Source organism: Simplicispira suum (genome assembly GCF_003008595.1).
In the GTDB taxonomy this organism is placed as follows: Bacteria; Pseudomonadota; Gammaproteobacteria; order Burkholderiales; family Burkholderiaceae_C; genus Simplicispira; species Simplicispira suum.
The window spans coordinates 1,314,115-1,328,827 of record NZ_CP027669.1 but is presented as its reverse complement, the minus strand read 5'-3'; the positions used below and the strand labels follow the sequence as shown (position 1 = coordinate 1,328,827).

At 62.9% G+C, this 14,713-nt stretch carries 13 protein-coding genes; 7 read left to right on the top strand and 6 right to left on the bottom strand.

Going from position 1 to position 14,713, the window contains the following annotated elements; genetic code table 11:
• The first annotated feature begins 9 nt into the window (after nucleotides 1–9).
• From C6571_RS06315 to C6571_RS06290, 6 genes are all read left to right on the top strand, one after another.
• The gene (locus C6571_RS06315) at nucleotides 10–867 is read left to right on the top strand and encodes an SCO family protein (protein WP_106445939.1); all 858 of its coding nucleotides are present in this window, start codon (nucleotides 10–12) and stop codon (nucleotides 865–867) included.
• Between the two features lie 12 nt (nucleotides 868–879).
• Entirely contained in the window at nucleotides 880–2,547 is a 1,668-nt protein-coding gene (locus tag C6571_RS06310; protein WP_245901429.1) for a cytochrome b N-terminal domain-containing protein, read from the top strand.
• Nucleotides 2,544–3,047: a hypothetical protein gene (locus C6571_RS06305; protein WP_106445937.1), complete on the top strand. Its 504-nt coding sequence runs from the start codon at nucleotides 2,544–2,546 to the stop codon at nucleotides 3,045–3,047. Before C6571_RS06310 ends, C6571_RS06305 begins: the two co-directional genes overlap by 4 nt.
• On the top strand, nucleotides 3,044–4,504 hold the full coding sequence (locus C6571_RS06300) for a cbb3-type cytochrome c oxidase subunit I (protein WP_106445936.1): 1,461 nt from the start codon (nucleotides 3,044–3,046) through the stop codon (nucleotides 4,502–4,504). The genes C6571_RS06305 and C6571_RS06300 overlap by 4 nt, the downstream gene beginning before the upstream one ends.
• Complete coding sequence (locus C6571_RS06295; RefSeq protein ID WP_106445935.1) at nucleotides 4,504–6,450, top strand: FAD-binding oxidoreductase; 1,947 nt, start codon at nucleotides 4,504–4,506, stop codon at nucleotides 6,448–6,450. The genes C6571_RS06300 and C6571_RS06295 overlap by 1 nt, the downstream gene beginning before the upstream one ends.
• A gap of 229 nt (nucleotides 6,451–6,679) precedes the next feature.
• Complete coding sequence (locus C6571_RS06290; protein WP_211300704.1) at nucleotides 6,680–7,189, top strand: hypothetical protein; 510 nt, start codon at nucleotides 6,680–6,682, stop codon at nucleotides 7,187–7,189.
• 121 nt (nucleotides 7,190–7,310) lie between these two features.
• On the opposite strand, the gene C6571_RS06285 is transcribed toward C6571_RS06290, so the two are convergent.
• The 5 genes from C6571_RS06285 to ubiD all read right to left on the bottom strand — a co-directional run bounded on the left by C6571_RS06285 (nucleotide 7,311) and on the right by ubiD (nucleotide 12,545).
• Nucleotides 7,311–7,829, bottom strand: coding sequence for a hypothetical protein (locus C6571_RS06285; protein ID WP_106445933.1), 519 nt, complete (start codon nucleotides 7,827–7,829; stop codon nucleotides 7,311–7,313).
• Between the two features lie 86 nt (nucleotides 7,830–7,915).
• Entirely contained in the window at nucleotides 7,916–8,386 is a 471-nt protein-coding gene (locus tag C6571_RS06280) for a hypothetical protein (RefSeq protein WP_106445932.1), read from the bottom strand.
• A 114-nt stretch (nucleotides 8,387–8,500) separates the two neighbouring features.
• Nucleotides 8,501–10,309: an ATP-binding response regulator gene (locus C6571_RS06275; RefSeq protein ID WP_245901427.1), complete on the bottom strand. Its 1,809-nt coding sequence runs from the start codon at nucleotides 10,307–10,309 to the stop codon at nucleotides 8,501–8,503.
• Nucleotides 10,306–11,028: a response regulator transcription factor gene (locus tag C6571_RS06270; RefSeq protein ID WP_106445930.1), complete on the bottom strand. Its 723-nt coding sequence runs from the start codon at nucleotides 11,026–11,028 to the stop codon at nucleotides 10,306–10,308. Before C6571_RS06270 ends, C6571_RS06275 begins: the two co-directional genes overlap by 4 nt.
• A 32-nt stretch (nucleotides 11,029–11,060) precedes the next feature.
• Nucleotides 11,061–12,545, bottom strand: a complete 1,485-nt coding sequence (ubiD, locus tag C6571_RS06265) for a 4-hydroxy-3-polyprenylbenzoate decarboxylase (RefSeq protein WP_106445929.1) — start codon at nucleotides 12,543–12,545, stop codon at nucleotides 11,061–11,063.
• Nucleotides 12,546–12,762: 217 nt separating this feature from the next.
• Between ubiD and C6571_RS06260 the strand changes: the two genes are divergently transcribed.
• Nucleotides 12,763–14,079 carry an MFS transporter gene (locus tag C6571_RS06260; RefSeq protein WP_211300703.1) on the top strand — a complete coding sequence of 439 codons (1,317 nt, stop codon included), beginning with the start codon at nucleotides 12,763–12,765 and terminating at the stop codon, nucleotides 14,077–14,079.
• 8 nt (nucleotides 14,080–14,087) lie between these two features.
• Here the strand turns inward: C6571_RS06260 and C6571_RS06255 are convergent, their stop codons facing one another.
• On the bottom strand, nucleotides 14,088–14,693 hold the full coding sequence (locus C6571_RS06255) for a UbiX family flavin prenyltransferase (protein ID WP_106445927.1): 606 nt from the start codon (nucleotides 14,691–14,693) through the stop codon (nucleotides 14,088–14,090).
• Nucleotides 14,694–14,713: the final 20 nt, after the last annotated feature.

Below are 14,713 nucleotides of genomic sequence, written 5' to 3'. Positions count from 1 at the left end.
AGCTTGTCCATGTTCTGCTTTCGCCCCTTTGCTGCGCTGCTGTTGGCGTGTTCGATCGGGGCGGGTGCGCTGCCTGCTGCAGCGAGCGATGCGAGCGAGGCACAAAGCAGGCCCGGCCTCGACAAGACCCTCGCCTTGCGAGCCAGCCAGGATGCGGTGGGTCGGGAACTTGGCGAGCACCTGTTTCGTGACCGTTCGGGTCGCACGGTGGCTTTGTCAACCTACCGAGGCAAACCCTTGCTCGTGAGCTTCATCTATACCGGGTGCTTTCAGATCTGCCCCGGAACTACGCGCGCGTTACAGATAGCGGTGGAAGCGCTGCAAAAAAGTGTCGGGCCAGGACAGTTCAACGTGGTGAGCATCGGCTTTAACCAGCCGGAGGACTCCCCTGGTGCGCTCAAGGCGTTTGCCGCCCAGTTTCATATCAATTCAGACAACTGGGAATTTCTCAGCCCACGCGGCGCCGATGTGCCCGCCTTGACACGCGATTTTGGCTTTCTGTATGAACCTACACCGGCCGGTTTTGACCACGTGTTGCAACTGAGTTTGGTGGATTCGCAGGGCCGGATCGTGCGCCAGATTTATGGTGAGCAACTGAACGCCGCCGATCTGGGCGAGCCGCTGCGCTTGTTGCTGGCGGGCTCGCCAGTGACCCATGAACGGGTGCTGGAAGGTTTGTTTGAACGTGTGCGTTTGGTATGCACGGTGTACGACCCGAAAACCGGCAGCTACCGCGTGGACTACACCCTGCCGATTCAGATTGCAGGCGGAGTGACGTTTTTTGTCGTGATGATGGTCTTCTTTTTTAGAGAGTGGCGCGCGACGCGGCCGCGCGCTCGTCAGCGCCAACATCTGCGCGGCCGCTGAGCCGGGGTGTCTGTGGCTGTCTTGACCCGCCGGGCTCCCGCACCTGCGCCGCCGCGAATTGCAACGCGTTGGTGGCGCGCGCTCGAACATGGTTTCGACGCGTTGGTCGGTGCGGGCGGCAATCCACTCAAGCAGCTGGGGGCTTTGGCTTTTCTGCTTTTGTGGCTGTTGGTTGTCAGTGGCGCCGTGCTGTACGCGGTGCTCGATACCTCGGCCAGCGGCGCCTACCAATCCATTGAAATGCTCTCGCGTGAGCCGCGGCGCTGGGGCAGTTTGCTTCGTGGATTGCACCGCTACGCCGCAGACGCCATGGTATTGGTGGTACTTGCCCATGTCGTGCGCGAATGGATGCTGGGGCGTTTTCGCAGTTTTCGCGCCGCATCGTGGCTGACGGGGGTGCCCTTGCTGTTGCTGTTGTTCGTCAGTGCCATCGGCGGTTTTTGGCTCAACTGGGATCGTCTGGGGCAATTTTCTGCCACCGCGACCGCCGAATGGCTCGATGCGCTGCCCGGCCTTGCCTCGCCCTTGGCACGCAATTTTCTGGGCGGCACGCAATTGAATGATCGCCTGTTTTCCTTGTTCGTATTTGTGCACGTGGGGGTCCCGCTGATGCTGGTGTTTGGTCTGTGGTTCCATGTCCAGCGACTGAGCCGTGCCCAAGTGTTTCCCGCGCGCGCGCTGGCAATCGGTACCGGCGTGACTTTGCTGATGCTCGCCGCGCTCTTGCCGGTGCGCAGTCAGGGACCGGCCGATCTGGCCACAGTTCCCGCAGTCCTGAACTACGACTGGCTGCTTTTGTTCATCCATCCCCTGACCGCCGCGACTTCCGCAGCGATCGTGTGGGGCCTGCTTGGGCTCTCTGTTGCACTGCTGCTGGCCCTGCCCTGGCTTGGCGTGCGGCGTGTTCGCGCGCAGCCGGTGGCGCCGGGCGCTGCCACGGCCAATCCGGCTGAAGTTGGAGCGGCCCCGCCTGCCACTTCGCACACGCACTGGCGACCGACCGCGTTGACACAGTTTGTGGCCGAGGTGGACCCGGACCATTGCAGTGGTTGTCGCCGCTGCGTGGAAGATTGCCCCTATGCTGCCATCACCATGGTGCCGCACCCCAGCGGCCGCGTTGGCATGGAGCTGGCGCAGGTACGAAGTGACCTGTGTGCGAGCTGCGGCATCTGTGTGGGCTCCTGTCCCTCGTCCACTCCGTTTCGCAGCGCTGAGGTGCTGCATACCGGCATCGACATGCCTCAGTGGCCCATTGACGACCTGCGCCGGCAGATGCTAAGCGGCCTGGCCGCGCTCCCCGGACCCCGTCGCTACGTGGTGTTCGGCTGTGCCGAGGGGGCGGACCTGGGCGCACTGTCTGGGAGCGATGTGCTCACCTTGCCACTGGTGTGCACCGGGCTGTTGCCGCCGTCTTTTATTGAATACGCGTTGCGCGCCGGTGCCGATGGTGTGCTGGTTGCAAGCTGCCGCGAGGGAGGCTGCGCCTTCCGTCTGGGCGAGCGCTGGACGCGCGAGCGCCTGCAGGGCGTGCGGGAGCCGCGGCTGCGCGCCAGCGTACCGGCAGAACGCTGGTCATTGGTGGCCGTCGACCCCGGCGACGAAGCGGTCTTGACCACCTCCTTTCAAGCTCTGCGTTCGCGTACGGCAAAATCTTTTGAACATCCGGAGTCCACTGCATGAAGCGTGTTTTCGATCTGGCGGGACAGGCGCTGCTGTATGGCAGTTTTGCTGTCTTCGTCGGCACTTTTTCACACTGGCCGGCGTATGCGCCACTGGCGCCGGATCAGGCATTGATCAAGCTGAGTTTCGTGCACCACGGCCAGCGCGTCGCTGAGTGCCGGCCTTACACCGCCGAAGAACTGGCGAAACTGGCGCCCAACATGCGCGCGCCGCTCAAGTGCGAGCGCGAGCGCGCTCCTGTGGCGGTGGAGCTGGACATCGATGGCGTGCCGGCTTACCAGCACGTCGCTGCGCCCTCAGGCCTCTCGCGTGATGGAGCCTCCACCGTGTACAAGCGACTGGAGGTGCCGGCAGGCAAGCACCGGATTACCGTGCGCATGCGTGACACCACGGCCACCAGCGGCTTTACCTACCAGCACGATGCCACAGTCGAATTGGTGCCGGCCCAGGTGTTGGTGATTGACTTCGACTCCCAGCGCGGAGAGATCGTGCTGCTATGAGTGCCATCGCGCCTTCTTCGCTGAACCCCGCCTCCCTGTCGGCGAACCGTCCACCGCCTGCGCAGGCGGCCGCCGACTATTCGCTGGCAGTGCCGCAAGACGCGCGCCGCGCCCTTGCGCGTGGCTGGCTCTGGCTGGGCCTGCTGGCCTTGGTGGGTTCGGGCCTGTTTTCCGTTCTGCTGGTGCTTTCGCGCACACCGGGCGTCAATCGCCTGTTGCCGGCAGCAGATTTTTTCCATGTCGCGCTGGTGCTGCACGTCGATCTTTCCGTTCTCGTGTGGTTCATGGCATTGGGTGGATTGCTGTGGAGCGTGCAGGGGGGCGAACGCGGTCTGCGCTGGGGCTGGAGTGCGCTGTGGATCTGCGCCGCCGGCACACTGGCGATGGCTGCTGCGCCTTTCCTGAATGCGGGCGAGCCCATCATGGCCAACTACATCCCGGTCCTGAACTCGCCGCTGTTTCTTGGCGGTCTGGTGGTGTTTGGCCTGGGTGTGGGTGTCCTGGCGTTGCGCAGCTTGGTTGCGGCGCCACGGCTCGGCCTTTCGTTTGGCGGAAGCGGCGCGTTGGGCTTTGGCCTGAACGCCGCAGCAGTCGCCACAGCGATAGCGCTGTTGGCATTTGCCTGGTCTTTTGTGCAACTGCCCATGTCGCTGACTGGCAAGGCGTACTACGAAATCTTGTTCTGGGGCGGCGGACACGTGCTGCAGTTCACTTGGACACTGTTGATGCTGGTTGGATGGTTGTGGCTGGCCAGCGCCTGCGGCGCACGGATGCGCCTGAGCCCGCGTGTGACGGTACTGATGTTCGCCCTGGCTCTAGCGGGCGTTTTTGTCACACCCTGGGCTTATCTTGCCCATGACATCAGCTCGGTAGAGCACCGCTCCATGCTGACCTGGGCGATGCGTGCCGGCGGCGGTACGGCCATCGTTCCGGTGGCGCTGGCGGTGGTGGTGGCGCTGTACCGACTTCCGCTGGCGCAAGCCACTCAGCATCCGTTGCGCGCTGCTTTGCTGGCGTCGATCTTGCTGTTTGGCGCGGGTGGTGTGATCGGCATCTTCATCAGCGGCAGCAACGTGCGCATCCCTGCGCATTACCACGGCTGCATCGTCGGCGTCACGTTGGCGCTGATGGGTCTGGTTTACCACTTGCTTCCTGCGCTCGGCTATGCAGCGCCAAAGGGCCGGTTGGCGGTGGCGCAGCCCTGGGTGTATGGCCTGGGGCAGTTGATGCACATCGTCGGTTTGGTGTGGTCCGGTGGGTACGGCGTGCAGCGCAAGGTGGCGGGCGCTGAGCAGGTGCTGCGCTCCAATGCCGAAATTGCTGGCATGGGATTGATGGGGTTTGGCGGACTGGTGGCCATCATTGGTGGTGTGTTGTTTATTGTCGTGACCGTCCGGGCAATGCGGGCAAAAGAGAGCGCGGGAACTCCCGGCGCCAATGAAATGGTGGTTCAGTAATGAAAGCGATTCAGTCGGCCCTGCAGTGGCTTTTCATGCGCGTGGAGGATTTGTTCAATCGTGCTTTTGGCGACCGCATCAACCCCCTGTACCACCTTGGCTCCATCACCTTCTTTCTGTTCTGGATTGTCAGTGGCAGCGGCCTTTACCTCTATGCCTTCTTTGAAACCGGCGTAACCGGCGCTTACGACTCAGTGCAGTCGCTGACGCACGGCCAATGGTGGTTTGGCGGCATCCTGCGCAGCGTGCATCGCTACGCGTCCGACGCCATGGTGCTCACCATGATGCTGCACATGCTGCGCTATTTCGCGTTCAACCTGTTCCATGGCTTCCGCTGGTTTTCATGGGTTACCGGCGTGGCGCTGATCTGGCTCGTCTATGCCTCGGGCGTCAACGGCTACATGCTGCCCTGGGACGCCCTGGCGCAGTACGTCACCGTCACCAGCTTTGAGTGGCTCGACTGGTTGCCGCCGTTCAGCGGCACGCTGATGCGCAACTTTGTGTATGCCGACAGCGTCAGCGACCGCTTCTTCTCACTGCTCTCCTTCCTGCACATCGGCCTGCCGCTGGTGGTGCTGCTGCTGATGTGGATCCACGTGCAGCGTGTGCCCAAGGCACGTACCACGCCGCCGCGCCCGGTGGTGATTGGCTTGGTAAGCACGTTGCTCGTGATGTCCTTGGCAGCGCCAGTGCTCAGTCAAGGCGGCGCAGCCAATCTGGCCAAGGCGGTCATGAGCGTGCAACTCGACTGGTTCTTGCTTGCGCTCTATCCGCTGCTCAGCCAGTGGCCACTCGGCCAGGTCTGGGCGCTGGTGTCTGGCATCACGCTCGTGTTGCTCCTGCTGCCTTTGTGGCCGCAAGGCCGGCGCGCGGCGCAAGGCACGTTGCACGCTACCGTGCGCGGCGAAGGCGCCACGGCCGCCGAGTTCACGTTGCGACCGGGTGAGACGCTCCTCGACGCGGGGCTGCGCGCAGGTCTGGCGCTCCCCTATGAATGCCGCAACGGTGCCTGCGGCCTTTGCCTGTGCAGCATGGAACAGGGCACCGTGGAGCAGCGCCCGTACCAGAAGTCTGCCCTCTCTGATGCGCAGCTGGCGCGCGGTCTGGCGCTGATGTGCTGCGCTGTGCCCAACGGCGACGTGGTGATTGCCGTCGATGGCTTCACCGGAGCAAGTGCAACCGAGGTGCCGCAGTACCAGGCGCGCGTGGTGAACATGGAGCATCTGGCCGACGACGTGATGCGTTTGCGACTCGAACTGCCCGGTGCTTCGCGTCTGGATTTCGAAGCCGGCCAGTACATCGACATCGTGTTGGAGGACGGCGAGCGCCGAGCTTTCTCGTTTGCCAACTCTCCTCAGGACAACGCGCTGATCGAGCTGCACGTGCGTCTGGTTCCGGGCGGACGCTTTACCACCCATGTGTTCGAGGGCATGCAGGTGGGTGACACGATCACATTTGAAGGGCCGCGCGGCCAGTTCACGCTGCGCGACGGCACCCAGCCCATCCTGTTCATCGCCGGCGCAACAGGCTTCGCTCCGATCAAGAGCATTGTGCTGGACGCCTTTGCCCGCGGCCTGACACGGCCGATGCGCTTGTACTGGGGTGTGCGCCACCCCAAGGATTTGTACATGCTGGCGCTGTGCGAAGAGTGGCAGCGCCAGTACCCCAACTTCAGTGTGGTGCCGGTGGTGTCAGAACCCGAGTCGGGCGACGGCTGGGAGGGGCGCATCGGTCTGGTGCACGATGCCATGCTGGCCGATTTCCCTGACCTCAGTGGTCACGAGGTCTACCTCTGCGGCTCGGTGCGGATGGTGGAAACGGCGATTCCAGCTTTCCTGGCCCAAGGTCTGGCCGAGGGGGCATGCTTCTCCGACGCGTTCGTTCCAGCGGCGCGGCCGATAGCGGCCGAGGCGACAGAGTCGGGAGTTCAAAGCCCCAGCGTTTGAGCCAGCGCATTCCTACGCGCCACTACAACGGCGTGCATGGCAATGGTTCGGGCCCATTCGCGCAACCTCTCGCCGGGCCAAGTATTGGTTGCGTCCACGCGCATCTTCCAAGCATGACTTTGTGCACTGGTTGTGCGCCACGCAAAGCGCTAGGCTCAGGCTTTGATGAGGTTACTTAGACCGGAAGAGATGCATGCTTGATCGACCAATCTTATGTTTGGTGGCCACAGTGGTTGCTACTTGGCTGGCCGTGCCGACGGTAGCCATGGCGAATGAGATGTTTGCCTGCCAGGAGTTGAAGGCGGCCGTGAGCGACGCGCAGAAGGGATTTGCTGCCCACAAAGGTGCGCTTGCTGCGCCTTCCAACCCCGCCGTCAAGGGCTGGAAAACCTACCAGGCCAAAAAAACCATGACAGGCGCCAAGACCTGCAGCGTGGTGGCGGTGCATCTGGACGAGCCGAAGATGCAGTTGCGGCAAACGGGCTACAGCTGCAAATTCCCGGCGGTGTTCAAGATAGACAAGGCACTGCGTGAGCGGTTGTCGCGCTGCGTAGCCGGTGAAGTGGACGAGGACTCTGACCCGGATGAGTTCACCATCTGGGCCGACCGGGTGTCGTCGGGCGAGGGCTATCGCGCGACCGAAGTCACCGCCTTGGTCAACGCGGCAGATGGGCTGACGCTGTGGGTGCGTCAGTCGGTATGCACCAACAAGGGGAGCGGGCAGGCTTGCGAGGACTGATGCACTGATTCCATTTCTAAATCATCCGCGACGTTGTCAACTTCGACTTCGCCTTGCCTTGCTACGGCAATGTCTGCGGCTCATCTTCGCGTCACAAATGATTTGGAAATGGAATGAAGGGTCAGTGCGTTCGGGTCAACTCGGCCGCCACCACCATGGCGTTCTTTTGTTGGTCGGCGGGCTGGTCATCGTCCTCCACCGCCACATGAAAAATGTGGCCTTTGGCGATCCATGACAGCTGGCGGCGCTGGGCTGACCAAACGGCGTATGGGCCCAACTCGGGCACTGGGGTCAGCTGCTGATTTTTGTAGCCTGTCAAGACCCGCTCCCAATCCTGGGCTTCGTTGCGGGTGGCTACTTTGGTCAATGTCAAGCGCCCCTCGGAAGGAACCATCACCGTGCGCCCGGCCATCTTGACGCCGTTCATGTGTTTCGCGTTCCAGAGGTAGGTGCAGGAGGGAAACGGTTTGTCGCGGCGTTTGAACACCGCTTCGTTGCTGCTGTTCGGGAAAGTCTTCTCCACTACGACCGCATCAAAAAACGGGCAAGGCCCTTCTAGGGTGGCTGCGTGCGCTCGAACCTTTTTCATCATTTCTGCTGGCGTGGCCGAATGTGCCAGCATGGGCGACCACAGGGCCATGGCCAGTACACCGATTGGTTTGGCCCAGCGCGGTGGGCGATCGGATGTAGGGGCTGCACAAGCTGCGGTTCGGTGTAGGCAATGGGTCATTTGCAAGGGCCTCTTTGAAAATGCATATCGCCAAAAACGAGCAAGACAAATTCGTTTGGCTCGACCGACTTCACTTTGAAGAAGCCTGCGATGGTGGCGAGCTTGATTTTTCCCTCAGGCTTGTAGAGGTAAAAGTAGCCCGCTTTCATGTCGCCATGTTTCGAGCCCCTGGTGGCGTAGGTGCCATCGGGATCCCACCGGTAGGGCGTGTTTTCTTCGCTGCGTTCCTTGGGGAATTGGATGTAGGTCTGGCACCAATCGCCCTGCAGATAGGCCGGTGTAAGGCCCAGGTGTTCCGCCGTGGGGGTGCCAGGGTCTTTGGCATGCGTGTTGCCCACTAACGAAAAACTGGCAAAAACCGCCAATGAGATCGCCAAGCGCGATCTCAGGCTGCTCGGTTGGGCTTGGTGAGTGTCTCGATTTCCGAATACGCGCTCAGCTTTCATTTGGTACGGGTTGGGCAGCATGTCTCGAATCCTTGGGTGTGGCGTTTCACTCAGAATAAGTCGGAAGGAGACCGCCCAACAGTGCCGAAAGTCATGTCGTGAGGCGATTGGGCGTGTGCAGCGGCATGCGATGGTTCAGGCTTTGGCGATCAGCTTGGCCAGAGTCTGAATCAGTGTTTGAGCGACGACAGGTTTGAACAACACCGGCACGCCGCTGCTGCGAATGCGCTGCAGCCGTTGCGGTGAAGTCTCTCCAGTGACCAGCAGAAAAGGCAGCTCGGGATTGAACTTGGCCCTCAGGCGCTGGGCAGTCTCCAGCCCATCAGCGCCTTCGGCCAAACGGTAGTCGCAGATCAAGGCCGCAAACGGCCGTGCCTCCACGGCCGCCTGTGTAAAAGCCTGCTCCGCCGCCGCCTCGTGAGTCACCACTTCGAGTTGCACGCCGTAGGAGGCGAGCAAGGCGGTCATCGCCTCGCCAATGTCGGCCTCATCGTCCAGCAGCAGAACGGGTGATGGCAAGACCAACGCAGGGGCTTGTTGGGTAGGCTCGCGTGGAGGCATTCCTGATGGCGTTGAAGCTGCCTCAGCGCGTGCGCCATCGATTTCGGGGATGGATGCCAGAGGTAATTTCAGGCGAAACCGTGTGCCTATGCCAGGCCGCGATGTCAGATGCAAAGGGTGGTGCAGCAAGTGGGAGAGCCTGCGCACGATGGACAACCCCATGCCAAGCCCTTGGTTGCGGTCGCGTCCGGGGTTGTCGATTTGATAGAACGCCTCAAAAATCTTCTCCCTGTTTTTGGGCGCAATGCCTCGGCCGGTGTCGACCACTTCGACCCAGACCTCGTCGTGTTTGGCCCGCGCCAGCACCAGCACGCCGCCAACATCGGTGTATTTAATGGCGTTTTCCACCAGGTTGGCGAGCAGGCGCTGCAGCAACTGCGGGTCGGTTCGCACCCACAGCCCGGTGGTACGCACGCGCAGTTGAAGACCCTTCGCTTGCGTCCGCGAAGCAAACAACTGGTTGAGCGCTTGCAGCATGGGCCTCAAGGCCACAGCGTTCAATTCGGGCTGCACCACGTCGGCGTCCAGGCGCGACATGTCCAGCATGGTGTCGAGAGATGTTCCCTTGGCATGCACGGCTTGCATGAGGCGCTTCGCGTGCTCGCCTGCGCTGTGGCTGTGCAGCTCCCGTTCCAGCACGGCACCAAACAGGGCGATGGCATGCAGGGGCTGGCGCAGATCGTGGCTGGCCGAGGCAAAGAAGCGGGTCTTTTCGTCGCTCAGGCGCTGGGTCACCGCCATTTGTTCTGTGATCTGCTCGGCCAGCGCTTCTTTCTCGAAGCGCGCGAGCAGCGACTCTGTGAGCATCTTGTTGAGCGAGTGTGCGATTTGAAGGGTGGCCAGTAAATACACCGCAACGAGAAAAGCCAAGGCCAGGTGGGTATTGCTGCCGTGCCAGACCAAGGCGCTGATCAGGCCGATGTTCATGGGCAGAACGAAGGCGAGCACTGAACTCCAGCGCGCGGCCACTGCGGGCAAGCCGGTGCTGCACAGACCGACGATGATGAGCACGATCATCGAGGTCATGGGCATGTTGCCGGCTGGCATCATCATCCAGGGAAGCGCGCCCCAGACGCAGGAAAAAAAGAGCATTTCCTTCCAATGGCGGCTCGCCCAGAAGACGCTGCGGTTGTCTGCGGCCGGGTCGCGGTGGTAGGCCGCCTGGCTGGGGTAGCGCAGCAATTGCAGAAAATGCAGGCCCAGCCATCCCAGTACCCACGGATCTCGCAACTGCCAATAGAACAAAGCCCCGAAGGTCCAGGCCACCAAGGCATCGGCCACGGTGGCGCTCTTGGTCGTGGCAAAAAGTGTTGCCACCTGCTCGCGCAGCATCCGCTGAGCGGTGGCGGGATCGACGACAGCGGTGGGAGCCCTGGTGGTCAACGCAGTTGGCTGATGAGCTGCGCCCGTGAACGTGCGCCCAGCAACAGCAGCAAGGTGGAGACGTGGTTTTTGACCGTGCCTTCGCTCAAATTCGCATGGTCTGCGATCTGGCGGTTGGACCAGCCCGTCAGGATCCAGTCGAGCACCTGGGCTTGTCGGGCCGTGATCGGTATCCACTCGCCGGAGGCGGTGCGCACCGTTCGACCACTGGTTGCTGAGGTGGCGGCCGATGCAGGCGTTCCGGTGTCGTCCTCCGGGTCGTGGGCCTTCGTGTCCTGGTGCGCTGTGTGAGGTATGCGAATCACGTGCGATGCCGTGATGTAGCGCACCACCTCAGCGAGGTCGCCCGATTTGGTCAGATAGGCTCGGGCGCCGAGAGCCAGCGCCTCGCGCTGAAGGCCGGGGTCGCTGACGCCCGACAGCACAGCCACATGGGCCTCTGGAAATTCAGCCATGAAGGCCTCCACGCCAGACAGGCCGTGCGCATCGGGCAAGTGCAAGTCAAGCAAAACCAGTTGGATGGCGGCGGCGTTATCGCCAAATGTTGTTAGCGCATCTTGCAGGCTGTGGGCCTCAAACACCTGTACCACCTGACCGTTGGCCTGTGCGTGGGATTGCACCAGTGTGCGCAGCCCGAGCCGCAGCAGCTCATGGTCGTCGACCACCAGTAAACCTTTGCCAGGGGATGCATCGTGATGGGGGCTTGAATCGGTGTCCATGCGCAGCCCATAGTAGATGAGTTCGCCCGCTTTTAAAGCCCCAGTGTTTGAGCGAGTGCATCCATGCGCGCCTGCACATCGACATCCATGGCGATGGTGCGGCCCCATTCGCGCAGCGTCTCGCCCGGCCATTTGTTCGTCGCATCCAGCCCCATCTTGCCGCCCAGGCCACTGACCGGCGAGGCAAAGTCGAGGTAGTCGATGGGGGTGTGCTCAATGAGCAGGGTGTCGCGCACCGGGTCCATGCGCGTGGTCATGGCCCAGACGACTTCCTTCCAATCGCGCACGTCCACATCGTCGTCCACCACCACGATGAACTTGGTGTACATGAACTGGCGCAGATGGCTCCACACACCCATCATCACGCGCCGCGCGTGGCCGGGGTAGGCTTTCTTGATGCGCACCAGTGCCATGCGATAGCTGCAGCCCTCGGGCGGCAGATAGAAGTCGATGATCTCCGGGAACTGACGCTGCAAGAGCGGAATGAACAACTCGTTGAGCGCCACGCCCAGCACCGCCGGTTCATCGGGCGGTTTGCCGGTGTAGGTGGAGTGGTATATCGCATCGCGGCGCAGCGTGATGCGGTCCACCGTGAACACGGGGAACTCGGCGCACTCGTTGTAGTAGCCGGTGTGGTCGCCGTACGGCCCTTCGAGCGCGTGCTGCCAGCCGCTGGGGTGTGCGGCATCGGCGTAGATATGGCCTTCGAGCACGATTTCGGCGTGTGCCGGGACGGAGAGCGGCACGCCCAGCGCGGGCGCCACCTCGGTGCGCGCACCGCGCAGCAGGCCGGCAAACTGGTACTCCGACAAGCTGTCGGGCACGGGTGTGACGGCACCCAGAATGGTCGCCGGGTCGGCACCAATGGCGACGGCCACCGGGTAGGGCGCGCCCGGGTGCAGGCGGCAATGCTCGGCAAAATCGAGCGCGCCGCCGCGATGCGCCAGCCAGCGCAGGATGAGCTGGTTGCGGCCCAGCACCTGCTGGCGGTAGATGCCCAGGTTCTGCCGCGCCTTGTGCGGCCCGCGCGTGATGACCAGCCCCCAGGTGACGAGCGGCGCCACATCGCCCGGCCAGCAGTGCTGGATCGGCAGGCGCGCCAGGTCCACGTCCTGGCCTTCCCACACAAGTTCCTGGCAGGGTGGGCTGCTGCGCTCCTTGGGCGCCATGTTCCACAGGGTTTTGAGCAGGCTGCGCATGCCCACCATTTCCTTGAAGCCCCTGGGTGCCTCGGGCTCCTTGAGCGAGGCCAGCAGTTCGCCAAAGGGGCGCAGCCCGGCAATGCTGTCCACCCCCATGGCGCGGGCCACGCGCTCGGGCGTGCCGAACAGGTTGGCCAGTACGGGCATGGTGTGGCCTGTGGGGTTTTCAAACAGCAGCGCCGGGCCACCGGCGCGCAGCACGCGGTCTGCCAGCGCCGTCATCTCCAGGTGGGGCGAGACGGGCTCGGCAATGCGGCGCAGGTCGCCGGTGTGTTCCAGCTGGGCGAGGAAGCTGCGGAGGTCGTGCGTGGACATGGGGTGATTTTCAGGTCAAACAGTGCGTTAGCGCAGAATTGAATTGCACTGACAGCTATAGTTTTTGATGATTTCCGCTGACTATTGGGGCTGCCTGCCGCGTCGCTTTTGGTCCGCGTCCATAATCAAAGGCTCCCACGAAGCGACTCGGAAACTATTGGGCTCGGACCTCGATTGCCCCCAGTTTCACTGATTTTTCTCTCCAAGGCAGCAGGTATTGATCGACCGTTCCCCCCCCAGTACCCCTGGCGCCTCCGTCGGCCCCATGTTGTGGCGTCTGTCCACCTTGCTGCTTGGCTCGGGGGTTCTGGTGCTGGGCGTCGGCCTGCTGTTTTCGGTGCTCGGACTGCGTGCTGGTGTGGCAAATTTCTCCAGCGTCACGCTGGGTTTGGTCACTGCGGCTTACTTTGCTGGTTTTGTGGCCGGCACCTTTGCATGCCCGGTGCTGATCAGCAAGGTGGGGCATATCCGCGCCTTTGCCGCCATGGCGTCGCTCGCGTCCACCATGCCCATCCTGCACGCGTTCTGGATCGATCCGTGGTTCTGGGGCCTGCTGCGCCTGGTCACGGGCATGTGCATGGTGGGGCTGTATATCACCATCGAAAGCTGGCTCAACGCGCTGGCGCCAAACGCGCTGCGCGGGCGCTTGTTTGCGGTGTACATGACCATCAACTTCGTCGCCATGGCGCTCGGGCAGTGGCTGCTGCTGGTGGGTGACCGACTGGGCTTCGTGCCGTTTGCCCTGGTGTCGGTGCTTTTTTCCTTTGCGCTGTTGCCCATTACCATGACCAAGGTGGCCGAACCCGCCGTGGTTGAGGCGCCCCGCTTCAGTCTGCGCAAGCTCTACGATGCCTCGCCCATGGGAATGGCTGCCGCCTTTGCTTCCGGCCTGATCACAGGCGCGTTCTACGGCATGACTGCGGTGTTCGGAAAATCTGTGGGCTTTACCGATGCAGGGATAGCGACCTTTATGGCCACGGCCATTCTGGGCGGCGCAGCGTTGCAGTGGCCTGTGGGGCACTACTCGGACAGCCACGACCGGCGCCTGGTGCTGCTCTGGGTGTGCATTCTGGGTGCCGGCGTCACCGGCATGGCCTTTGTGCTCGCCAATGTGTCGGTCGATTCCCTGCTGCCCCTGTCGCTGCTGCTTGGCGGCCTGATTTTTTCGATCTATGGCCTGGGTGTAGCGCACGTGAACGACGTGATCGATTCGTCGCGCTTGGTGGAATTTACCGGTGGCCTGCTGCTGATTCACGGTGTCGGCGCTGCCATTGGCCCGGTACTGGCGGGTGCCGTGATGGATGTGGCCGGTCCGGCCAGCCTGATGCTGTTCTACGCCGCCGTGATGGCGACCCTGGCCGCCTATGCCTTCAAGCGCATTCACGCGGCGGCTCCGGTGCCTGCCGAGCTGAAGGGCGATTTCGTGGCCGTGGGTGCGGGTTCTCAGGTGGTGTTGCAAATGGACCCGCGGGCGCCGGCGGAGGACGAGGCTGAGCCGAGCGGTGGGGCATCCCAGGGCAGCGGCGGCCGTTGAGGCAACATTTAATTGGAATCTGACCCCGATTTTTCTTCGCCGGTCCAGCGCTGGGTCAGGGAGTGCGGCAGGCCGAGTAAATCCAGCACCCGCGCCACGCTGGCGTCCACGATGTCGGCGACGCTCTGCGGGCGTAGGTAGAACGCGGGCATCGGCGGGCAGACGATGGCGCCCATTTCGGTCACGCTCACCATGTTGCGCAAATGGCCCAAGTGCAGCGGCGTTTCGCGCGCCATCAAAATCAGGCGGCGGCGCTCTTTGAGCACCACGTCTGCGGCGCGCGTGAGCAGGTTGTCTGACAAGCCGTGCGCTACCGAGGCCAGCGTGCGCATGGAGCAAGGCGCCACCACCATGCCGGCGCACTGGAACGAACCGCTGGCAATGCTGGCGCCCACGTTGCGCGCGTCGTGCGCCTGGTGCGCCAGCGCTTCGACGGCGGGCCGCTCCATCCCCAGTTCGTGGCGAAGGGTGCGCCAGCCGGCGTCGGACACCACCAAATGCGATTGCACGCCGGGGCATTCGCGCAGCACCTGCAGCAGGCGCACGCCGTACACCGCGCCGCTGGCGCCCGAGATGCCGACGATGATGCGTTGCGGTGCGCTGGGAAGGTCCATGGTGGGCAAGCTTAGGGCAA